At 58.7% G+C, this 21,613-nt stretch carries 25 protein-coding genes and 1 tRNA gene; 22 read left to right on the top strand and 4 right to left on the bottom strand.

The window, feature by feature from the left end; all coding sequences use genetic code 11:
- Positions 1 to 12: 12 nt before the first annotated feature.
- Entirely contained in the window at positions 13 to 930 is a 918-nt protein-coding gene (locus tag CGA22_RS18995) for a putative 2-dehydropantoate 2-reductase (protein WP_041022941.1), read from the bottom strand.
- 142 nt (positions 931 to 1,072) lie between these two features.
- On the opposite strand from CGA22_RS18995, the gene CGA22_RS19000 reads away from it, so the two are divergent.
- The gene (locus CGA22_RS19000) at positions 1,073 to 1,558 is read left to right on the top strand and encodes a YajQ family cyclic di-GMP-binding protein (RefSeq protein ID WP_024776466.1); all 486 of its coding nucleotides are present in this window, start codon (positions 1,073 to 1,075) and stop codon (positions 1,556 to 1,558) included.
- An 86-nt stretch (positions 1,559 to 1,644) separates the two neighbouring features.
- The gene (locus tag CGA22_RS19005) at positions 1,645 to 2,487 is read left to right on the top strand and encodes a mechanosensitive ion channel family protein (protein WP_041022918.1); all 843 of its coding nucleotides are present in this window, start codon (positions 1,645 to 1,647) and stop codon (positions 2,485 to 2,487) included.
- 156 nt (positions 2,488 to 2,643) lie between these two features.
- Here the strand turns inward: CGA22_RS19005 and CGA22_RS19010 are convergent, their stop codons facing one another.
- The gene (locus tag CGA22_RS19010; protein ID WP_188258678.1) at positions 2,644 to 3,969 is read right to left on the bottom strand and encodes an OprD family porin; all 1,326 of its coding nucleotides are present in this window, start codon (positions 3,967 to 3,969) and stop codon (positions 2,644 to 2,646) included.
- Between the two features lie 865 nt (positions 3,970 to 4,834).
- Between CGA22_RS19010 and CGA22_RS19015 the strand changes: the two genes are divergently transcribed.
- Both CGA22_RS19015 and CGA22_RS19020 read left to right on the top strand, forming a co-directional pair.
- A complete protein-coding gene (locus CGA22_RS19015) occupies positions 4,835 to 5,260 on the top strand; it encodes an HIT domain-containing protein (protein WP_041021694.1) in 426 nt (141 codons plus the stop codon).
- A 3-nt stretch (positions 5,261 to 5,263) separates the two neighbouring features.
- Positions 5,264 to 5,470, top strand: coding sequence for a SlyX family protein (locus tag CGA22_RS19020; protein WP_041021693.1), 207 nt, complete (start codon positions 5,264 to 5,266; stop codon positions 5,468 to 5,470).
- A 69-nt stretch (positions 5,471 to 5,539) separates the two neighbouring features.
- Here CGA22_RS19020 and CGA22_RS27310 read toward each other — a convergent pair whose 3' ends face one another.
- Positions 5,540 to 6,145 carry a cold-shock protein gene (locus CGA22_RS27310; RefSeq protein WP_041021692.1) on the bottom strand — a complete coding sequence of 202 codons (606 nt, stop codon included), beginning with the start codon at positions 6,143 to 6,145 and terminating at the stop codon, positions 5,540 to 5,542.
- Between the two features lie 464 nt (positions 6,146 to 6,609).
- Here CGA22_RS27310 and CGA22_RS19030 point away from each other — a divergent pair, with 464 nt between their 5' ends.
- From CGA22_RS19030 to CGA22_RS19115, 18 genes are all read left to right on the top strand, one after another.
- Positions 6,610 to 7,083, top strand: a complete 474-nt coding sequence (locus CGA22_RS19030) for a Dps family protein (protein WP_041021691.1) — start codon at positions 6,610 to 6,612, stop codon at positions 7,081 to 7,083.
- A 275-nt stretch (positions 7,084 to 7,358) separates the two neighbouring features.
- Positions 7,359 to 7,709, top strand: coding sequence for a ribbon-helix-helix domain-containing protein (locus tag CGA22_RS19035; RefSeq protein ID WP_041021690.1), 351 nt, complete (start codon positions 7,359 to 7,361; stop codon positions 7,707 to 7,709).
- Between the two features lie 180 nt (positions 7,710 to 7,889).
- Positions 7,890 to 8,111 (top strand): FmdB family zinc ribbon protein, encoded by a 222-nt coding sequence (locus CGA22_RS19040; protein ID WP_041021689.1) that lies wholly within the window; start codon positions 7,890 to 7,892, stop codon positions 8,109 to 8,111.
- Between the two features lie 75 nt (positions 8,112 to 8,186).
- Entirely contained in the window at positions 8,187 to 9,962 is a 1,776-nt protein-coding gene (aspS, locus tag CGA22_RS19045) for an aspartate--tRNA ligase (protein ID WP_041021688.1), read from the top strand.
- Positions 9,963 to 10,082: 120 nt separating this feature from the next.
- On the top strand, positions 10,083 to 10,829 hold the full coding sequence (locus CGA22_RS19050) for a YebC/PmpR family DNA-binding transcriptional regulator (RefSeq protein ID WP_041021687.1): 747 nt from the start codon (positions 10,083 to 10,085) through the stop codon (positions 10,827 to 10,829).
- A gap of 143 nt (positions 10,830 to 10,972) precedes the next feature.
- On the top strand, positions 10,973 to 11,497 hold the full coding sequence (ruvC, locus tag CGA22_RS19055) for a crossover junction endodeoxyribonuclease RuvC (protein ID WP_024776477.1): 525 nt from the start codon (positions 10,973 to 10,975) through the stop codon (positions 11,495 to 11,497).
- 114 nt (positions 11,498 to 11,611) lie between these two features.
- Positions 11,612 to 12,220 (top strand): Holliday junction branch migration protein RuvA, encoded by a 609-nt coding sequence (gene ruvA, locus CGA22_RS19060; RefSeq protein ID WP_024779454.1) that lies wholly within the window; start codon positions 11,612 to 11,614, stop codon positions 12,218 to 12,220.
- Positions 12,221 to 13,282 (top strand): Holliday junction branch migration DNA helicase RuvB, encoded by a 1,062-nt coding sequence (gene ruvB, locus CGA22_RS19065; RefSeq protein ID WP_041023877.1) that lies wholly within the window; start codon positions 12,221 to 12,223, stop codon positions 13,280 to 13,282.
- 125 nt (positions 13,283 to 13,407) lie between these two features.
- Positions 13,408 to 13,875, top strand: a complete 468-nt coding sequence (ybgC, locus tag CGA22_RS19070; RefSeq protein ID WP_041023876.1) for a tol-pal system-associated acyl-CoA thioesterase — start codon at positions 13,408 to 13,410, stop codon at positions 13,873 to 13,875.
- The gene (gene tolQ, locus CGA22_RS19075) at positions 13,865 to 14,560 is read left to right on the top strand and encodes a protein TolQ (protein ID WP_024779457.1); all 696 of its coding nucleotides are present in this window, start codon (positions 13,865 to 13,867) and stop codon (positions 14,558 to 14,560) included. The genes ybgC and tolQ overlap by 11 nt, the downstream gene beginning before the upstream one ends.
- A 23-nt stretch (positions 14,561 to 14,583) precedes the next feature.
- Positions 14,584 to 15,036: a protein TolR gene (gene tolR / locus CGA22_RS19080; RefSeq protein WP_161796096.1), complete on the top strand. Its 453-nt coding sequence runs from the start codon at positions 14,584 to 14,586 to the stop codon at positions 15,034 to 15,036.
- A complete protein-coding gene (gene tolA / locus CGA22_RS19085) occupies positions 15,036 to 16,094 on the top strand; it encodes a cell envelope integrity protein TolA (RefSeq protein ID WP_041021169.1) in 1,059 nt (352 codons plus the stop codon). The genes tolR and tolA overlap by 1 nt, the downstream gene beginning before the upstream one ends.
- A complete protein-coding gene (gene tolB / locus CGA22_RS19090; RefSeq protein WP_041021168.1) occupies positions 16,091 to 17,392 on the top strand; it encodes a Tol-Pal system beta propeller repeat protein TolB in 1,302 nt (433 codons plus the stop codon). The genes tolA and tolB overlap by 4 nt, the downstream gene beginning before the upstream one ends.
- Before the next feature lie 52 nt (positions 17,393 to 17,444).
- The gene (gene pal / locus CGA22_RS19095; protein WP_024779460.1) at positions 17,445 to 17,945 is read left to right on the top strand and encodes a peptidoglycan-associated lipoprotein Pal; all 501 of its coding nucleotides are present in this window, start codon (positions 17,445 to 17,447) and stop codon (positions 17,943 to 17,945) included.
- Between the two features lie 6 nt (positions 17,946 to 17,951).
- The gene (gene ybgF, locus CGA22_RS19100) at positions 17,952 to 18,788 is read left to right on the top strand and encodes a tol-pal system protein YbgF (protein WP_041021788.1); all 837 of its coding nucleotides are present in this window, start codon (positions 17,952 to 17,954) and stop codon (positions 18,786 to 18,788) included.
- 168 nt (positions 18,789 to 18,956) lie between these two features.
- Positions 18,957 to 19,604 (top strand): 7-carboxy-7-deazaguanine synthase QueE, encoded by a 648-nt coding sequence (gene queE / locus CGA22_RS19105; RefSeq protein ID WP_041021787.1) that lies wholly within the window; start codon positions 18,957 to 18,959, stop codon positions 19,602 to 19,604.
- A gap of 19 nt (positions 19,605 to 19,623) precedes the next feature.
- The gene (gene queC / locus CGA22_RS19110) at positions 19,624 to 20,298 is read left to right on the top strand and encodes a 7-cyano-7-deazaguanine synthase QueC (RefSeq protein WP_177329238.1); all 675 of its coding nucleotides are present in this window, start codon (positions 19,624 to 19,626) and stop codon (positions 20,296 to 20,298) included.
- A 63-nt stretch (positions 20,299 to 20,361) separates the two neighbouring features.
- Positions 20,362 to 20,437 (top strand) — tRNA-Lys (locus CGA22_RS19115).
- Between the two features lie 130 nt (positions 20,438 to 20,567).
- Here CGA22_RS19115 and CGA22_RS19120 read toward each other — a convergent pair.
- On the bottom strand, positions 20,568 to 21,503 hold the full coding sequence (locus CGA22_RS19120) for a LysR family transcriptional regulator (RefSeq protein WP_041021789.1): 936 nt from the start codon (positions 21,501 to 21,503) through the stop codon (positions 20,568 to 20,570).
- Positions 21,504 to 21,613: the final 110 nt, after the last annotated feature.

Consider the following 21,613-nt stretch of genomic DNA (forward strand, 5'->3'; position numbering starts at 1 on the left):
CGTAGCCGCTGCTCAGTCGCTGGGCAATCCGAGGTTGTTCAAGTGACCGATCAGCCGCTGGCGCAACTGTTCCAGATGCGGTACCGCCAGCTCGTGCCGCCGGGCGACCTTGCAGGCGTGGCCGAGCAGATAGCTGATTTCGGTGCGGCGCCGGTTGGCAACATCCTGGTGCATCGAGGAGTAATTGGCAGCGGTGGCCTGGATCACCCGTTCGACTTCCGGCTGCAAGTCTTCGGCCGCCGCGGGCTGGCCACAGCGTTCAAGCAGGTCGGTGAGCTCCGCGCACAGGGTTGCCACTTCGCAACGATGCTCCTGCAGGCCGCCATTCTTGCAGTGGTACAGCACGGTCAGCGGGTTGATCGCGCAATTGAGCGCCAGTTTTCGCCAGAGCCGGGTGAGGATGTCCGCGCTCCATTCGTGGGGGATGCCGGCGGCGCTCAGGTCGTCCAGCCAGAACGGTGCCACAGGGTGGGCGGGGTCACCGAGCCAGGTGTAACCGTGACCGGCGAACACCACGCGCCAGTCACCGTCGCGGAACGCGCCTTCGGTGCTGGAGGCGCTGATGCAACGGACCTGGGGGACGCGGTTGGCCACCGCGTCCTGACTGCCGAGGCCATTCTGCAACAGGATCAGTTCCGACTCGGCGTCCAGGCGATGGGCCACCGAGGCCACCGCTGCTTCCGCGTCATAGGCCTTGCAGGCCAGCAGCAGGCGCCTGATCGGCTCGGGAGCGTTCGCTGTTTCGCCCGGCACCGGGTAGGACTGCGACTGGCCCTGTTCCACCAACGTCAGGCCACCGGCGCGCCGATAGGCCTGCAACCGGCCTTCATCGCGCAACACCAGCCGCACCGGCAGGTCGGCCCGGGCCAGGCGCGCAGCCCACAATGTGCCGAGACTGCCGGCCCCGAGGACATGCCAGGTGGTGGACATCAGCTTTTTACTCGGTTTGATACGGGCATCTTGGGGGCTCACAGTATCGGCTGGAAAAGACTCGTTATAATGAGCGCGATTTTAACCACAAGCCAAGCGCGCGCCTTTATTACCGGGCGCCTTTTTTATTGGAGAACTCTACATGCCGTCATTCGACGTGGTATCCGAACTGGACAAGCACGAAGCCACCAACGCGGTTGAAAACGCCATCAAGGAACTCGACCGTCGCTATGACCTCAAGGGCAAGGGCAGCTTCGAGTTCAAGGAAAAGGACCTGACCGTCAACCTGACCGCCGAAGCCGAGTTCCAACTCGAGGCGATGATCGAAATCCTCAAGCTTGCGTTGGTCAAGCGCAAGATCGACGTGCAATGCCTTGAGATCAAGGATGCCTATGCCTCGGGCAAGGTGATGAAGCAGGAAGCCGTGCTCAAGGAAGGCATCGACAAGGAGCTGGCGAAGAAGATTGTCGCCCACATCAAGGACGCCAAGCTCAAGGTGCAGGCCGCCATCCAGGGCGAGCAGGTGCGGGTTACCGGCAAGAAGCGCGATGACTTGCAAGAGGCCATCGCGGCACTGCGCGCCAAAGAATTCGGCATGCCGCTACAGTTCAATAACTTCCGCGACTGACAGGACGCCAGGCTGTTCAGGAATAGGGTGGTGGGGGAGCAGGCTTCCTCGCCACATTCGTGCTTATGGTTATAAAGGAGAGTCGAATGGACTTGAATGCAGAAGTGGATCACCTGATCAAAACCTCCCAGGCCGCGATACCGATGGTCATGGAATATGGCAGCCGCGTGTTGCTGGCACTCATCACCCTGGCTATCGGCTGGTGGTTGATCAACAAGGTCACGCAAAAACTGGGCGCGCTGCTGGCCCTGCGTAACGCTGACCTGGCCCTGCAAGGGTTTATCAGTACCCTGGCCAATATCATCCTGAAGATATTGCTGGCGATTAGCGTTGCATCGATGATCGGCGTGGAAACCACCTCGTTCGTCGCCGCCATCGGTGCGGCGAGCTTGGCAATAGGCCTGGCATTGCAGGGCAGTCTGGCAAACTTCGCTGGCGGCGTGCTGATCCTGCTGTTTCGCCCGTTCCGTATTGGCGACTGGATCGAAGCCCAAGGCATCGCCGGCACAGTCGACAGCATCCAGATCTTCCATACCGTGCTGCGCACCGGTGACAACAAGACGGTGATCGTGCCCAACGGCAACCTGTCGAACGGCATCATCACCAACACCAATCGCCAGCCGACCCGCAAAGTGGTGTTCGACGTGGGTGTGGATTATGAGGCTGATCTGCAGAAGGCCAGGGAAGTGTTGCTGGAACTGGCGAAGGATGAGCGTGTATTGGCCGATCCGGCTCCTCAAGCAGTGATTTCCACACTCGGTGACAGTTCGATCACGGTGTCTCTGCGGGTATGGGTCAAGACGGCGGACTACTGGGATGTGATGTTCATGTTCAACGAACAATCCCGTGACCGGTTGAAGGCGGCGGGTATTGATATTCCGTTTCCGCAGCGAGTGATTCGGGTTGTTCAGGAAGAGACGGCGAGATAACGCGGATATAACCTGGCGATTGGGTCAGGTTGTATTTGGTTGGCTTGTTATTTATGAAGTTGCACCAAGTTGTTTTATTCGGCGCATAAAAAAAACCGCTCACCTTGACAGTGAGCGGTTTTTTTATGTCGGTGTAGCTATCGAGTGACCGCTGAGTTACAGGATGCTCAGTGGGTATTCGACGATCAGGCGGGTGTCATAGACGTCAGACGAATAGCCGCTGTACGCGCCGTTCGAGCGGTAGTTGGCGAAGCGCAGACGGAACGACAGGTCTTTGGCTGGACCTTCTTGCATGACGTACTTGGACTCAACGTTCCACTCGTTTTCCTTACCTTCGCCCAGACCGTTAGTGGTGATGTGGTCACCCATTACGTAGCGGGTCATGAAGCTCAGGCCTGGAACACCGTAGGTTTTCATGTTCAGGTCGTAGCGAGCTTGCCACGAACGCTCGTCGCGGCCGACGAAGTCGGAGATCTGGATGGAGTTGGCAACGAAGATCGTGCCGTTGCCGTCTACGCCATAGTAGTAAGCGTTGTCACCGCTGGAGCGTTGGTGAGCGATGGTGAACTTGTGAGCACCGATGCTATAGGCTGCGGCCAGGGACCACAGGTTGTTGTCTACGCCCTGGGTGCCATCGCCAATTGCGTCAACCAGATCGCCGCGGCTCTCGCCTTTGGTTTTATAGCCGTTGAAGTCGATGTTCAGCGACTGATCTTCGCTGATTGGCATCGTGTAGTTCAGGTTGACGTAGTACTTCTTGAAGTAGTCGTCAGCATCGGATGCAGCCAAGGCACCGGTGAAGTTATCGGTGAAGGCGTAGCTTGCACCGAAAATGTTGATGTTGGTCAGGCCTTTGCCGCCATTGCCGTTTTCATCAGGCAGACCGCCGATGCTGTCACGGCCCATACCGGTTTGTTTGCTCAGCGAGGTGAAGCGACCTGCGCTCAGTTCCAGGCCTTTGATCTCTTTGGAGGTGACCAAGGTACCGGTAGCGACTTCTGGAATCAGACGGCTGTCGTCAGTAGCGAAAACCGGGCTGGCAACGAATTGCTGGCCGTATTTCAGGACGGTATCGGACAGGCGCAGTTTAACGGCACCGCCCACTTTACCTTGGGATTTTTCCGGGTTGCCGTCACTGTCGTTGGCGAACAGGCCGTTACCACGGCGGCCCGAGCCACCGTCCAGTTTGACCGAACCCATTGCCATGGCGTCCAGACCGAAACCGACAGTACCTTGAGTGAAGCCCGACTCGTAGGTCAGCAATTCGCTCAGGCCGGAGTCCTGGCGGTAGCCGCTGGTGCCCGAAGAAGGGTTGCTGGCACCGTTCTTATAGTCACGGTTCATGTACTCGAAACGAGTCTTGGATTTCAGGCTCTGATCTTCAAAAAAGCCTTTGGACTCGTCTTGAGAAGACGCCACTGCGAACTGCGAAACACCGGCCGAAACAGCCAGTGCGATCATGCTCCACTTCATCACGCGCATCGTGATTTGCTCCTTTGGTTTTTAGAAGAGTACTGCCGTCCCACCTGTTTTTTTTTCTGGGCGGCTCTTTCTTTTTGTGTCGGCGCAAATTTATATCACGACGACATCATTGGCGATACTTGCCCATCCAACCTTTCAGCTTCTTTACGACCATGTCGCCAATGGCTCGATCCATGTCGTAATGGGGCTGTTCCGACGCAATCGGGTTTCGCAACTTGAATGTTGCTTTTCTTTCTTCGGCGTCGGTGTAAAGAGTCCTTTGTTACTGCACTTGAAGCTCCTGAGGGCAACCTTGCCACTTTATTTATAGGCCAGCAGGTTCTCGTTCCTACGATCCCCTGAAGGCGATGTCCGGGATGAATGCAACAAGCATGCACAAACCCGAATTTTGTTCACATTTTTTTCACACTCTTCCTTTCGGCGCGATGAAACCTCATGAAACCGGGGCTCAAAGGCCTTGTTTTAAATAGGGTTGACTGCTACGCCGCTATCGTGTTGGAAATCTGTAAACGGCTCGAGACAACCAAAAACGTTACCGGTTCACCCTATCCGGTGAGTAAATCCCGGATACTTTGTGCACTGAGCGTAGACGCTTTGTGCGGTTTTGGTGCAAAAAAATTCATGAGTCGCACCAGGCTCGGTGTTTCGCGGGATGCCGGGGTCGACGTTTTCGCACTCTGGGAGACTGGCTGCGCCAAATTGGTGCGTCTGGCTGCCGTGCTCAAAGAGGTCAGCCCCGAAAACAGGCATTGGCGCCATGCCTGGGAGGGTACGCAGTGAACGTTCGGCCATTCGGGGGTATGCTGCAAATAGGCGATACAGGCCCAAACCGGGCAGCCCCGATAACGAGCAAGGAGTACGCGCGGTGTTTGTTTTAGATTCACGACTGCAACAGGACACATTGCCCATTGGCGATTTCCCGTTGTGCCGGTTGCTGTTATCCAATGATTCGAATTACCCGTGGTTCATTCTTGTACCAAGGCGGGAAAGTATCAGTGAGTTGTTTCAGCTCGATGACGTTGATCAGCGTCAGCTATGGAAGGAAACCACCGCACTGGCCGAGATCCTCAAGGATTCCTTTGATGCCGATAAGTTGAACATCGCGACGTTGGGTAACGTTGTCAGCCAGTTGCACATGCACGTCATCGTGCGTAGGCATGAGGACGCTGCCTGGCCGTCGCCGGTATGGGGCAAGCATCCGGCCCGGCCTTATAATGCGGAGCAGGTGGCGGCCATTCGCGAGCGGTTGCGGATGGCCCTGACCGACGATTTCAAGTTTGTGGAGGGTTGAGCCGTGGATCTTGAGGCGCGTGTTACCGATCTGGAAACTCGCCTGGCATTTCAGGATGACACCATCCAGGCGTTGAATGATGTGTTGGTGGAGCAACAGCGAGTTGTCGAGCGTTTGCAATTGCAGATGGCGGCGTTGCTCAAGCGGCAGGAGGAAATGGCCGGGCAGTTCGAATCCGTCGAGGAAGAGGCGCCGCCCCCGCATTACTGATCGCCCGGGCGACAGGGCAAAAAAAACCGCGATGCAGCCTGGCTGCTCGCGGTTTTTTCATGCCTGGAATCAGCGGCGCGGTAGTGCGGCGATGACGTCTTCGGCTTGCAGGCCTTTGTCGCGGTGCATCACGGAAAACTCCACGCGCTGGCCTTCGACCAGTACGCGATGGCCTTCGCCGCGGATGGCCCGGAAATGCACGAAAATATCATCGCCGGAATCGCGGGAGATAAAGCCGAAGCCCTTGGAGGTGTTGAACCACTTCACGGTGCCGGTATCGCGGTTGGACATGTCGTAGTTCTGCGGCGCGGCAGACGGCGACGACTTCTTGTAGAAGCTGACGGCCAGGTGCAGTGCCACGGCAAGCAGCGCGGCCGCCAGGCTGAACAGAACGGCTGGTTGGCCGCTGATTTCCGGCATGGGCGCCAGCAGGCTCAGGGTTTGCAGGGCAACGGCCAGCACCAGCAGTACGCTGACCAGGTTTTGCAGTTGATGACGAGGACCTTTGTGCCAGTAAGGAATGACAGGTGCGAGGATCAGGTTGAGGAGGCCGAAGAAGGCCAGGTAAAGCGCATCGGGATGTTGCAGGTAAGGTGTGGCTTCGGAACCCAGGCTAGGGATGAAGGACAGCAGCAGGGCAGCTGCGCCCATTAGCAAGTGGACGATTTTCAACATTTTGATTGACTCACGGTTAAGACGGATCACAAGGAAGAGCTGGTCGGGGGCGGTTCGCTTCAGAACAATGAGAGGCGCTGGACACGTACCCGAATCAGCCTATGCGCTACGCCCGGGAAAATAGACGTAGCGACACACTGCCTATTTAACAGCAAAGCCGGGGGCTTCTCAAACTCGTAACAGGTGCGTACCACGCTGTTCGTCGGCCGGAAAGCTGCACGCCTGTTGGAGCGAGCCTGCTCGCGATGGCGGTCTGTCAGTTGCTGAAGGTATTGCTGACCCGCCGCCATCGCGAGCAGGCTCGCTCCCACAGGGAGGGGCGTTTATCCTGCTGATAGCGGGATAGCCTGGAACCGTCCGGCGTCCGGGCTTGTCGGTTCAGGAGGGCTGGCGATTTGTCGCACGCCACTGGCGACAACACCCGCTACGCTGTGGAATTCATCACCGTCAGGAGATCAACCAACATGGCAATTGATATCGGTATCAATGAAGAAGATCGCAAGTCCATCGTCGACGGGCTTTCACGCTTGTTGTCGGACACCTACGTGTTGTATCTCAAGACCCACAATTTCCACTGGAACGTCACGGGGCCGATGTTTCGGACCCTGCATCTGATGTTCGAAGAGCAATACAACGAGCTGGCGCTGGCGGTGGATCTGATTGCCGAGCGCATTCGTGCGCTCGGCTTCCCCGCGCCGGGGGCCTATTCGGTGTATGCGCGCTTGTCTTCCATCAAGGAAGAGGAGGGCGTGCCCGGTGCCGAAGACATGATCCGGCAACTGGTCGCTGGCCAGGAGGCGGTGACGCGCACGGCCCGCGGTATCTTCCCCTTGCTGGACAAAGTCAGTGATGAGCCGACCGCCGACCTGCTGACCCAACGCATGCAGGTTCACGAAAAAACCGCGTGGATGCTGCGCTCTCTGCTGGACGAGCGGTAGGTCTCAGGCGGGCGATGGTGGGAGCCGTGACATCATCGCTCGCGTGTGCAACCGTTGGTGTTCCTTGTATCGGGCATTCCGATCAGTCTTGCGCCTGCCTGTTGGGGGGAACCATCGTGTGTAGGACGATGTAATTCATCGTCTGCCAACTGTTGGCTTGTCCTACGTTGCCGATCAAAAAGTCATCTGGATCTGGCGACTCCGTTGAGCTTCCATAGGGCACCAGATTGGTTGTCCTGACTGAGAGGTTCGTATGGCAAAGGAGTGTCAACGGTATGATTCAAGGAAAAGAATCGAGGGAGGGGGCGCAGGCCATCGCTATCGACCCGTTCGTCAGTGGGTTCGATATGCAACTGGCCCGGCCCTTGTCCCGGTCCATCCGTTTGAACGGGTTCGCCACCTGTCTTCGGCTGGAGCGGGTCTATTGGGAGATTCTCGGCGACATCGCCGAGCTCAACAATTGCTCCATCAATACGCTGCTGTCCCATGTCGACAGGGAGGTGCATCTGCGCCATGGCGGGGTCCGTAATTTCAGCGGCCTGGTCCGTGTGGTCTGCGTGGTGCACAGTTTGAAGGAGGCCGGCATGGAGGTCGTGGAGCGTCACTGGCCTGGGGCTCCACAGTGACTCGGTCGCGCCGGTAGGTGCCCTGTGCAGCGTTGGGGGCTTCCAGATTCGTTTTCCCATCCCATGGAAACGAATGGAGAACGCCCCTACGGCTGCACAGGCTGCATTTAATGGATATAATCCCGCTCTTTGCCGCAAAGCCCAGCTTTTGCGCGATTAACCTGATCGCCGAGACAACCCATGCCGATGTACGACTATCAATGTGCTTCCTGTGGTCATCAGTTGGAAGCCATCCAAAAGATCAGCGAAGCACCGCTGGTCGACTGCCCCGCCTGCCAGGCGCCGGAGCTGAAAAAAATGCTGTCCATGCCGGGTTTCCGCCTCGGCGGTACGGGCTGGTATGAAACCGACTTCAAGACCGGCGCCAAGAAGAACCTCGCCGGTGGCGACAAAGCTGACTGAGATGAATACGCGCGGGTTCTTGCATGGGCAGGGCCTCCAACCGAATGTCGAATTACGAGAAGTGAAACCACTACCATGATGCGCAGCCATTATTGCGGCCAACTGAACGAAAGCCTGGAAGGTCAGGAAGTTACTCTTTGCGGATGGGTCCATCGTCGCCGTGACCATGGCGGGGTGATTTTCCTCGATATCCGTGATCGTGAAGGCCTGGCCCAGGTGGTGTTCGATCCGGACCGTGCTGAAACCTTCGCCACCGCCGACCGCGTGCGCAGCGAATACGTGGTCAAGATCACCGGCAAGGTGCGTTTGCGTCCGGCCGGTGCCGGCAATGCCAACATGGCGTCCGGCATGATCGAAGTGCTGGGTCATGAGCTGGAAGTGCTCAACGAAGCGGAAACCCCGCCGTTCCCGCTCAACGAATTCTCCGACGTGGGCGAAGAAACCCGCCTGCGCTATCGCTTCATCGACCTGCGTCGCCCGGAAATGGCCGAGAAGCTGCGCCTGCGTTCGCGCATGACCACCAGCATCCGTCGCTACCTGGACGAGAACGGCTTCCTCGACGTCGAGACGCCGATCCTGACCCGTGCCACACCGGAAGGCGCTCGCGACTACCTGGTGCCGAGCCGTACCCACCCCGGCAGCTTCTTCGCCCTGCCGCAATCGCCGCAGCTGTTCAAGCAACTGTTGATGGTGGCCGGCTTCGACCGTTACTACCAGATCGCCAAGTGCTTCCGCGACGAAGACCTGCGTGCCGACCGTCAGCCTGAATTCACCCAGATCGATATCGAGACCAGCTTCCTCGACGAAAAAGACATCATGGGCCTGACCGAAGGCATGATCCGCAACCTGTTCAAGGAAGTGCTGGGTCTGGAATTCGGTGACTTCCCGCACATGACCTGGGACGAGGCCATGCGCCGCTACGGTTCCGACAAGCCGGACCTGCGTATTCCGCTGGAACTGGTGGACGTGGCCGATCAGCTCAAGGACGTCGAGTTCAAGGTCTTCAGCGGTCCGGCCAACGATCCGAAATGCCGCGTCGCCGCCTTGCGCGTGCCGGGTGCGGCGAGTATGCCGCGCAGCAAAATCGACGACTACACCAAGTTCGTCGGCATCTATGGTGCCAAGGGCCTGGCGTACATCAAGGTCAATGAGCGCGCCAAAGGCGTTGAAGGCCTGCAATCGCCGATCGTCAAGAATATCCCTGAAGCCAACCTGAACGTGATCCTCGATCGCGTTGGCGCGGTCGATGGCGACATCGTGTTCTTCGGCGCCGACAAGGCCAAGATCGTCAGTGAAGCCCTGGGCGCGTTGCGGATCAAGGTCGGTCACGACCTGGAGTTGCTGACGAGCGACTGGGCGCCATTGTGGGTTGTCGACTTCCCGATGTTCGAAGAAAACGACGATGGCAGCTTTACCGCCCTGCATCACCCGTTCACCGCGCCGAAATGCACGCCGCAAGAGCTGGAAGCCAACCCGGCTACCGCGTTGTCGCGCGCCTATGACATGGTCCTGAACGGCACCGAGCTGGGTGGCGGTTCGATCCGTATCCATCGCAAGGACATGCAACAGGCGGTGTTCCGCCTGCTGGGCATCGACGAGGCGGAACAGGAAGAGAAATTCGGCTTCCTGCTCGACGCCCTGAAGTTCGGCGCACCACCCCACGGTGGCCTGGCCTTCGGCCTGGATCGCCTGGTGATGCTGATGACCGGCGCCCAGTCGATCCGTGAAGTGATCGCATTCCCGAAAACCCAGAGCGCGGCCGATGTCATGACCCAGGCCCCGGGTGCGGTGGATGCCAAGGCGCTGCGCGAGCTGCACATCCGCCTGCGTGAACAGCCAAAGGCTGAGTAAGGCTGACACCTGAAGGCGCATCTTCGGATGCGCCTTTTCGTTGGTGTCGATATTTCTGCTTGTCTGCCACCGCGCGAGCGCGCAGGGCGGGCAACGTTTCAAGAAGAACCGGAGCGAGTTATGGCAGGTCATTCCAAGTGGGCGAACATCAAGCACCGCAAAGAACGTCAGGATGCCAAAAGGGGCAAGATCTTTACCAAGTGGATCCGTGAGCTGACAGTCGCGGCCCGCCAGGGTGGCGGCGATCCGGGGTCCAACCCGCGTCTGCGCCTGGCCCTGGACAAGGCGCTCGGTGCCAACATGAGCCGCGACATCATCGACCGGGCCATTGCTCGTGGCGCCGGTGCGACCGAGGCCGACAACGTCGAAGAGCTGACCTACGAAGGTTATGGGCCGGGCGGTGTGGCGGTGATGGTCGAGTGTATGACCGACAACCGCAACCGTACCGCGGCGGCCGTGCGTCATGCCTTCAGCAAGTGTGGTGGCAACCTCGGTACCGACGGTTCGGTGGCTTATCTGTTCGAGCGCAAGGGGCAGATCAGTTTCGCACCGGGCCTGGATGAAGATGCCCTGACGGAAGCCGCCCTCGAAGCCGACGCCGATGATGTAGTCGGCCATGAAGACGGCTCGTTCGACGTGTTCACGTCGTTCGCCACCTTCTATGCCGTGCGCAACGCCCTGGAAGCGGCCGGGTTCAAGCCGGCCGACGCGGAAATCGTCATGCAGCCGACCACCAGTGCCGAATTGGACCTGGAAGGCGCCGAGAAGGTGCTCAAGCTGATCGACATGCTCGAGGACCTGGATGACGTGCAAAACGTTTATTCCAATGCCGATATTCCGGAGTCGGTGGCGGAACAGCTGGGCTGACTCGTCGCCGCCGTTCTGAATGTGGGAGCGAGCCTGCTCGCGATAGCGGTCGTCCAGTTTGCAAAAAAGTTGCAGGAGGATCGCCATCGCGAGCAGGCTCGCTCCCACAGGTTCAATAATTCCATCTTCAAACCGCAGGCGTTATGACTTTAATCCTTGGCATCGACCCCGGTTCGCGCATTACCGGCTACGGCGTGGTTCGCGACACCGGACGCGGCTGTGTGTATGTCGCGTCCGGCTGCATCCGCACCGGGGCAGGTGAGTTGCATGAGCGCCTGCAGATCGTTTATCGCGGCGTGCGCGAAGTCATCCAGACCTACGGCCCGGTCACCATGGGCATCGAAAAGGTGTTCATGGCGCGTAACGCCGATTCCGCCTTGAAACTGGGGCAGGCCCGGGGCGCGGCGATTGTTGCCGGCGCCGAGGAAAGCCTGGAGATCGCCGAGTACACCGCGACCCAGGTCAAGCAGGCGGTCGTCGGAACGGGCGCGGCAAACAAGGAACAGGTGCAAATGATGGTGATGCACTTGTTGAAGTTGGTCAGTAAGCCGCAGATTGATGCCTCCGACGCCCTGGCTATCGCCATTTGCCATGCCCATACCCGCTCCAGCCTGTTGCCTCATGGTCTGGGAACCGCACGCAGTCGTGGCGGGCGGCTGCGTCTCTGATAGCATCAGCGCACTCATTCATGAGCCCGAGTCTGTTGCGCCTGTGTCGTCGGCCTTCATGCCCGGGCTGTTATTCGCCAGCCAGCGGCTGGCCAACGCCCAAGGATCTGAAACGTGATTGGACGCTTGCGCGGCACCCTGGCTGAAAAACAGCCGCCGCACCTGATTCTGGATGTAAATGGCCTGGGCTATGAGCTGGAAGTGCCCATGACCACGCTGTATCGCTTGCCGTCGGTCGGTGAGCCGCTGACGTTGCACACCCATTTGGTCGTGCGCGAGGATGCGCAGTTACTCTATGGCTTTGTCGGCAAGCGTGAGCGGGATTTTTTCCGTGAGTTGATTCGCCTCAATGGCGTCGGCCCGAAACTGGCCCTGGCCTTGATGTCGAGCCTGGAAGTCGACGAACTGGTGCGTTGCGTGCAATCCCAGGACACGTCGGCCCTGACCAAGGTGCCTGGTGTCGGCAAGAAAACCGCCGAACGCCTGCTGGTGGAACTCAAGGACCGCTTCAAGGCCTGGGAGGCAGTGCCGGCCATGTTCGCGCTGGTGCCGAACCAGCCGGATGCGCCGGTGCCAGCGGCCAGCGCCGAGAACGACGCGGTCACTGCGCTGATCTCCCTGGGCTACAAGCCGCAGGAAGCCAGCAAGGCGATTTCCGCCATCAAGGAAAAAGGCTTGAGTACTGAAGACATGATTCGTCGTGCCCTGAAGGGAATGATCTAAGTGATTGAAGCTGACCGTCTGATCGCCGCCACGGGTGCGCCCCGTGACCGCGAGGAAGTCCAGGACCGTGCGATTCGCCCCGTCAGCCTGGCCGACTACATCGGCCAACCGACCGTGCGCGAGCAGATGGAGTTGTTCATCCAGGCGGCTCGGGGGCGTAGCGAGTCGCTGGATCACACCTTGATCTTCGGTCCGCCGGGCTTGGGCAAGACGACCCTGGCCAACATCATCGCCCAGGAAATGGGCGTGTCGATCAAGAGCACCTCCGGTCCGGTCCTCGAGCGTCCGGGTGACCTGGCGGCATTGTTGACCAACCTAGAGCCACACGACGTGCTGTTCATCGACGAAATCCATCGGCTGTCGCCGATCGTCGAGGAAGTGCTGTATCCGGCTATGGAAGATTTCCAGCTCGACATCATGATCGGCGAAGGCCCGGCGGCGCGTTCCATCAAACTGGACCTGCCGCCCTTCACCCTGGTGGGTGCTACCACCCGCGCCGGCATGCTCACCAACCCGCTGCGCGACCGTTTCGGCATCGTCCAGCGCCTGGAGTTCTACAGCAACGCGGACCTGGCTACGATCGTCAGCCGTTCGGCGGGCATTCTCGGGCTGCCGCTGGACCCGGAGGGTGCCTATGAAGTGGCGCGTCGGGCCCGGGGTACGCCGCGGATCGCCAACCGGCTGCTGCGTCGGGTCCGGGATTTTGCCGAGGTCCGGGCCAAGGGCCACATCACCAAGCCGATTGCCGACCTGGCGTTGAACCTGCTGGACATCGACGAGCGTGGTTTCGACCATCAGGACCGGCGCCTGCTGCTGACCATGATCGAGAAGTTCGACGGTGGTCCGGTGGGCGTGGACAGCCTGGCCGCGGCCATCAGCGAAGAGCGCCATACCATCGAAGATGTACTGGAGCCGTACCTGATCCAGCAGGGCTATATCATGCGCACCCCGCGCGGACGGGTGGTGACACGCCATGCCTACCTGCACTTCGGCTTAAACATCCCGACACGAATGGGTGAGATGCCGGTGGTAGACGAATTCCTCGATGCCGTGGACGATTGAACGACTTTTGTGCAGCGACTTTTTTCCGGATTGTGCTGTCCCAGACGACGTCCGGAGCGTCTATGCACTCGAGAATGAAAAAACAGTTGCCGCCGATTGGCAACCCGAGGAGTAAGCACTAGAGTATGCGCGCGCAAAACGGGCTGGAGTCGTTCGCACATCGCTGTCGCGTTTATTACGAGGACACCGATGCCGGCGGCATCGTTTACTACGTCAATTACCTCAAGTTTATGGAACGGGCTCGAACCGAACGGCTGCGGGAACTGGGTTTCGCCCAATCCGCGCTGGCAGGGGAGGATCTGTTATTCGTCGTGCATTCCAGCGAAGCGCGTTACCACGCGCCGGCGCGACTGGACGACGAGCTTCTGGTAAGTGCCGATGTCATCGAGTTGAACCGTGTCAGCCTGCGCTTCAAGCAGCAAGTCAGGCGGGCTGCGGATAATGCGCTGCTCTGTGAAGGGCAGTTTTTGGTGGCCTGTGTGCGCACCCATAGTTTGAAACCCCGGGCCATTCCCGAAGCTCTACGTGCGGCCTTTGCCGGCGTGAGCGGCGCGGGTACACACTCAGAGCAGGAGATAAAGCGTGGAAGCTAACGTCGTCGACCATACCTCCATGTGGAGCCTGGTCAGCAATGCCAGCGTCGTGGTGCAACTGGTAATGCTGACCCTGGTAGCCGCATCGGTGACCTCATGGATCATGATTTTTCAGCGCAGCAACCTGCTGCGCGCCGGTCGTCGTGCCCTGGAGAGCTTTGAAGAGCGCTTCTGGTCGGGTATCGACCTGTCCAAGCTGTACCGCCAGGCGGGCAGCAACCCGGATCCGGATTCGGGCGTGGAGCAGATCTTCCGTGCCGGCTTCAAGGAGTTCTCCCGTTTGCGCCAGCAGCCGGGCGTCGACCCTGAGGCGGTGATGGAAGGCGTGGCCCGTGCCATGCGTGTCGCCATTTCCCGTGAGGAAGAAAAACTCGAGCAGAGCCTGCCGTTCCTGGCCACCGTCGGTTCTGTCAGCCCGTACATCGGCCTGTTCGGTACCGTGTGGGGGATCATGAACTCCTTCCGTGGCCTGGCCTCTGCCCAGCAGGCGACCCTGGCCACCGTGGCTCCGGGTATCGCCGAGGCCCTGGTCGCCACCGCCATTGGCTTGTTCGCGGCCATCCCGGCCGTTATCGCCTACAACCGCTTCGCTGCCCGCAGCGAGACGCTGATCAGCCGTTACTACACCTTCGCCGATGAGTTCCAGGCGATCCTGCACCGCAAAGTGCACACCAGCGAAGAATAAGCAGGTATTTCCCGATGGCTTTAATCGCTCGAGCCCGAAACAAGCGCAAGCCGGTTGCCGAGATGAACGTAGTGCCCTACATCGACGTGATGCTGGTGCTGCTGGTCATCTTCATGGTGACCGCGCCGATGCTCAATCAGGGCGTGAAGGTTGATCTGCCCAAGGTTTCCAGCGAAGCCTTGCCGCAGGACAACAACACCCAGGTCCTGACCATTTCGATCAAGGCTGACAAGACCTATTACTGGAACCTTGGCAGCGAAGTCGATACCGAGAAGCAGCAGGACCGGGCCATGACCCTGCCCCAGATGACCGATGCGGTGACCAAGATCATTCGTGTCGGCAACGATGCCGGCAAGCGCACCCAGGTCTTCATTCGCGGTGACAAGACCGTCGACTACGGTGCCGTGATGGGCGCTATGGGCGGTCTGCAGAAAGCCGGGGTCGGTAATGTTGGCTTGATCACCGAGGCGCCCTGATGCAGCAACAGCGAGAGCCGTCCGCCTCGGAAAGCTACTTCTGGCCCAGCGTCCTGGCAATCGGCCTGCATGTGCTGGTATTCGGCATGTTGTTCGTCAGTTTTGCCATGACGCCGGAGCTGCCGCCGGCCAAGCCGATCGTGCAGGCGACCCTTTATCAGCTCAAGTCGAAGAGCCAGGCCACCACGCAGACCAACCAGAAACTGGCCGGTGAGGCGAAGAAGTCCGCTGCGCGGCAGACTGAAGTCGAGCAGATGGAGCAGAAGAAGGTCGAGCAGGAAGCGATAAAGGCAGCGGAACAAAAGAAAGAGGAAGCCGCTCAAAAGGCCGAAGAAGCGAAGAAGGCCGACGAGGCGAAGAAAGCTGAAGAGGCCAAGAAAGCCGATGAGGCGAAAAAAGCCGAGGCCAAGAAGGCAGAAGAGAAACAATTGGCTGATATAGCCAAGAAGAAAGCCGAAGAAGAAGCCAAGAAAGCCGCTGAGGAAGAGGCCAAGAAAGCGGCCGCCGAAGAGGCCAAGAAGAAGATTGTCGAGGACGCGAAGAAGAAAGCGGCCGAAGACGCCAAGAAGAAAGCTGAAGCTGACGAGGCGAAAAAGAAAGTCGCCGAAGACGCGAAGAAGAAAGCCGCCGCCGACGCCGCCAAGAAAAAGGCCCAGGACGCAGCGCGCAAATCTGCCGAAGAGAAGAAGGCCCAGGCCTTGGCAGACCTGCTTTCCGACACGCCGCAGCGCCAGCAGGCCTTGGCCGATGAGCAAGGCGATGAAGTCGCCGGTAGCTTCGATGATCTGATTCGTGCCCGGGCGGCAGAGGGTTGGGCTCGTCCACCTTCGGCGCGCCAAGGCATGACGGTGGTATTGCAGATCGGCATGTTGCCGGACGGTACGGTGGCCTCGGTCAGCGTGGCCAAATCCAGCGGCGACGGACCTTTCGATGCTTCGGCGGTTGCAGCGGTCAAGAACATTGGACGATTGACGGAAATGCAAGGAATGAAGTCGAGCGATTTCGCTCCCTATCGTTCATTCAAGATGACATTCACACCTGAGGATCTAGCCTTGTGAGAAACCTTCTTCGAGGAATGCTTGTCGTTATCTGCTGCCTGGCAGGGATAGCGGTGGCAGAGGAAAAGAACATTCTGGTCACCAGCGGCAGCGATCGGGCGACCCCGATCGCCGTCGTACCGTTCGGCTGGCAGGGCGGTAGCGTCCTGCCGGACGATATGGCGGAAATCATCGGCAACGACCTGCGCAACTCGGGTTACTACGCGCCGATTCCGAAGCAGAACATGATCAGCCTGCCCACCCAGGCCAGCGAAGTCATCTACCGTGACTGGAAGGCCCTGGGCGCCCAGTACATCATGGTCGGCAGCATCGTTCCGGCCGGCGGCCGCCTGCAGGTGCAATACGCCCTGTTCAACGTCGCCACCGAGCAGCAGGTGTTGACCGGCAGCGTGTCGGGCAGCACTGATCAACTGCGTGACATGGCGCACTACATCTCCGACCAGTCGTTCGAGAAACTCACCGGTATCAAGGGTGCATTCTCTACCCGCATGCTCTACGTGACGGCCGAACGTTTCTCCGAGAAAAACACCCGCTACACCCTGCAGCGCTCCGACTACGACGGCGCCCGCGCGGTCACCCTGCTGCAATCGCGCGAGCCGATCCTATCGCCGCGTTTCGCTCCCGATGGCAAGCGCATCGCCTATGTGTCGTTCGAGCAGAAGCGTCCGCGCATCTTCGTGCAGCACATCGACACCGGTCGCCGCGAGCAGATCACCAACTTCGAAGGCCTGAATGGCGCGCCAGCCTGGTCGCCGGACGGTAACCGCCTGGCGTTCGTGCTGTCCAAGGACGGTAACCCGGACATCTATGTGATGAACCTGGCCTCGCGTTCGATCTCCCGTGTCACCAACGGCCCGGGCATCAACACTGAACCGTTCTGGGGCAAGGATGGCTCGACCATCTACTTCACCTCCGACCGTGGTGGCAAGCCGCAGATCTACAAGACCAGTGCCGGTGGCGGCGGTGCCGAGCGCGTGACCTTCGTCGGTAACTACAACGCCAACCCTAAATTGTCGGCGGACGAGAAGACCCTGGTGATGATCCATCGCCAGGACGGTTTCACCAATTTCAAGGTGGCAGCCCAGGATATGCAGCGCGGTAGCGTAAAAATCCTCACTGATAGCACTCTGGACGAGTCACCTACTGTTGCGCCCAACGGCACCATGGTAATCTACGCCACCCGCCAGCAGGGCCGGGGAGTCTTGATGCTCGTGTCCATTAATGGACGCGTGAGGCTCCCGCTTCCTACCGCTCAAGGCGAAGTCAGAGAACCGTCCTGGTCCCCTTACCTGAACTGACGCGGCGCAATACGTTTTACTTAACACACTGGGGTTCATTAGGAGTTTCACGATGGAAATGCTGAAGTTTGGTAAATTTGCTGCGCTGGCTCTGGCCATGGCTGTAGCTGTAGGTTGCTCGTCCAAAGGCGGCGACAACGCCGGTGAAGGCGCTGTTGATCCAAACGCTGGTTACGGCGCTAACACCGGTGCAGTTGACGGCTCCATGAGCGAAGAAGCTGCTCTGCGCGCAATCACCACCTTCTACTTCGAATACGACAGCTCGGACCTGAAGCCAGAAGCCATGCGCGCTCTGGACGTTCACGCCAAAGACCTGAAAGCAAACGGCGCTCGCGTTGTTCTGGAAGGCAACACCGACGAACGTGGTACTCGTGAGTACAACATGGCACTGGGCGAGCGTCGTGCGAAAGCCGTTCAACGCTACCTGGTACTGCAAGGTGTTTCCCCAGCTCAGCTGGAACTGGTTTCCTACGGCGAAGAGCGTCCAGTTGCTACCGGCAACGACGAGCAGTCCTGGGCTCAAAACCGTCGCGTCGAACTGCGTAAGAACTGATTCGTCATGCGAACGTGCCGTCGTGCTGTAACTGTTCTGGCTCTCAGTCTCGCACCGCTTGCGGTGTGGGCTGCGGTTCCTGTGGTCGATAACGATGCCGGCTATAACAATAGCGGGAGCAGTTATCCGCCTGCAGGTTACGGTACGAACGGCGCCTATGCCGGGGGAGGGGTTTCGGCCCCTGTCTCGGCACAGGGCGAGCTGTTCAACCAACTGCAGCAAATGCAGGATCAGCTTTCACGCCAACAAGGCGCGATTGAAGTTCTGCAAAACGAAGTATCGCGCATGAAGCAGGAAAACCTGGAACGTTACCAGGATCTTGATCGGCGCATAGGAAGCGGTGCTGCACCTGCCGCGACTCCTGAGAATTCTCCTGCCGGTGGCGACTTGAACGCCCCTGGCGCAGCCGCAGGCGCGGGTGCAGGGGCAAGCGCTCCAGCCCCTGCCGCCAGTGGCGAACCGGCTGATCCGGCGAAGGAAAAGCTTTATTACGATGCTGCCTTCGACCTGATCAAGGCCAAGGATTTCGACAAGGCCAGCCAGGCCTTTGCCGCTTTCCTGCGCAAATACCCAAACAGCCAGTACGCGGGCAATGCCCAATACTGGTTGGGTGAAGTGAACCTGGCCAAGGGCGACCTGCAGGGTGCCGGACAGGCATTCGCCAAGGTTTCCCAGCTGTATCCCAAGCATGCCAAAGTGCCGGATTCGCTGTACAAGCTCGCTGATGTAGAGCGCCGCCTTGGTCATACCGACAAGGTCAAAGGCATTCTGCAGCAGGTGGTCTCCCAATATCCGGGGACTTCTGCCGCCCAGTTGGCCCAGCGCGATCTGCAGCGCATGTAAGCCGGTTTGACCCTGTAATGAAGAAACCCGCGCCTGTCGCGGGTTTTTTCGTTAGAATTCACGCCCTTTTTTCTGAAACACGCTTTTTGGAGCCTGCGCGATGGCGGGGTTCCTTGAAGTGCCTGACGGAGGCGGACGGCCTGTTTAGCTGTTACGCCCGTGGCGACTATGCAAGACACATTGAGAATCACCGAAGTTTTTTACTCGTTGCAGGGTGAAACGCGAACGGCCGGGCTGCCCACAGTATTTGTGCGCCTCACCGGTTGCCCGTTGCGTTGCCAATACTGCGACAGTGCCTATGCCTTCAGCGGCGGCACCCTGCGAACCCTGGACGACATCCTCGAGCAAGTGGCCGGCTATCGCCCGCGCTACGTTTGCGTCACAGGTGGCGAGCCACTGGCACAACCCAATGCCATTCCCTTGCTCAAGCAGCTGTGTGATGCCGGTTATGAAGTGTCGCTGGAAACCAGCGGCGCCTTGGATATCTCGGCCGTCGACCCGCGTGTCAGTCGCGTGGTGGACCTGAAAACGCCAGGATCCAAGGAAGCGCATCGTAACCGCTACGAGAACATCGAACTGCTGACGCCCAACGATCAGGTCAAGTTCGTTATCTGTTCGCGGGAAGATTACGACTGGGCCGTGTCCAAGCTGATCCAGTATGGGCTCGACAAGCGAGCCGGTGAGGTCCTGGTGTCGCCAAGTCATCACGACTTGAACGCGCGGGATCTGGCGGACTGGGTGGTGGCGGATAACCTGCCGGTGCGCCTGCAATTGCAGCTGCACAAATATCTTTGGAATGACGAGCCGGGGCGCTGATATGACTGAGCAGACGAATATTGCAGAAAAACGAGCGGTCATCCTGTTGTCCGGCGGCTTGGATTCGGCCACGGTCGTGGCCATGGCGCGTGCCGAAGGTTATCGCTGCTACACCATGAGTTTCGATTACGGCCAGCGTCACCGCGCTGAACTGCACGCTGCCGAACGAGTGGCTCGGGATCTGGGCGTGGTGGAGCACAAGGTAATTGGCCTGAACCTCAATGGCATCGGTGGTTCGGCCCTAACCGACAGCTCCATCGCTGTACCCGAAGCTCCGAGTGAAGGCATACCGGTAACCTACGTGCCGGCGCGTAACACGGTATTCCTGTCCTTGGCGCTGGGTTGGGCCGAGGTGCTGGAAGCCCGTGATATTTTCATCGGCGTCAATGCGGTGGATTACTCCGGCTACCCGGACTGCCGTCCCGAGTTCGTCGAAGCCTTCGAGCGCATGGCCAACCTGGCGACGAAGGCCGGCGTGGAAGGGCAAGGCTTTCGCATCCAGGCGCCGCTGCAAAATCTCAGCAAGGCCGATATCGTCAGGGCCGGTGTGAAGCTCGGTGTGAACTATGGACTGACCGTTTCTTGCTACCAGGCCGACGATCAGGGCCGCGCCTGTGGCAAATGCGACAGCTGCCGCCTGCGTGCCGAAGGCTTCGCCGCGGCGGGTGTGAGCGATCCAACCCCTTATTTTTGATTTATTTCAAATTAGGTGTTGAATAGTCCTTAGAAATCAGTATTATACGCGCCACCACACAGCGGGTCGTTAGCTCAGTTGGTAGAGCAGTTGGCTTTTAACCAATTGGTCGTAGGTTCGAATCCCACACGACCCACCATTTTTGCTGTTTTAAAAGTCTGGAAGGCCCACGAAAGTGAGGATTTCCGGATTTTTTTTTGCCTGTAGGAAAATCCCGGGCCGGCAAGCCAGGGAACCACGCAAGGGGATAGGCGTGGTTCCCTGGCGGCTTAGAGCAAGCCGTCCTCAGCACAGACCTTCACGATCTGCTCGCGAAACCAGACGTTGGCATTATCCTGGCCGGGTTTCTCGCTCCACATCATATCCAGCGTAAAGTTCGGTAATCCGGCCGGTGGCTTGCGATGGCTGAATTTGCTCTCGTCGCAGGTCAGTGCCTGAATGCGTCGTGGCAGGGTCAGCACGAAGTCGGTCCCGGTGACCATATTGAGCGCGGCCACGTAGCTGTTGGCTCGGGCGACGATCTGCCGGCTATAGCCCTGTCGGGCCAGCCAGCCATCAATCATGTTGGTGTCGGAGGTCCAGGGGGTCGGGAAAACATGCTGGCACGCTACGAATATTTCCAGGCTGAGGGCCTCGTCCGGCAAGTTGGCGTTTCTGTCGACTACACAGACCAATTCATCTTCAAGTAATACTTGTGAGCGCAAGCCTTTGGCGCTGCGATGAAAGTTGGGACCGAAACAAATCACTAGATCGAAACGGCCGTCCGTCAGTTCGTCAACGGGAATATCTTTGTGAAATTTCGTTATATTGATGATGACGGGAAATTGGCTGCCAATAAAACGCTTGACTAACTTGGGCAGGATCAATAACTCAAAGTATTCTGGCGCGCAAATATTGAACGTTATTTCTTTCTGTGTGGGGTCGAAGGTCTGAATGCCGGAATGGCAAATATTGATAGTCTGAAGAATCTTGACGATATGACTGTACATGGCGGTGGCTTTATTGGTAGGACGCATGCCACTGCGAGTATTAATGAATAGTTCATCTTCGAAGCTGGTGCGCAGCTTCTTCAAGCAATAGCTCACGGTTGACTGGCTGACACAGAGGGCCTCGGAGACCTCTGTGACGCTGCTCTGCTCGTACACCGAGACGAACACCATCAAGTCCTGCATGTCCAGCTTTCTAAGCAAATTACTATTGAGCATAAGATCCTTCTTGGCGCAATCCATGGGCTAGCGTCTCTGGTTTTTATGACAAAGACGTTTATTTATATATTAGCGGATGCAATTTATTTTTTAAATGGCTTGTAGGAATT

It is taken from the genome of Pseudomonas sp. PSB18 (assembly GCF_014596565.1).
Taxonomy (GTDB): Bacteria; Pseudomonadota; Gammaproteobacteria; order Pseudomonadales; family Pseudomonadaceae; genus Aquipseudomonas.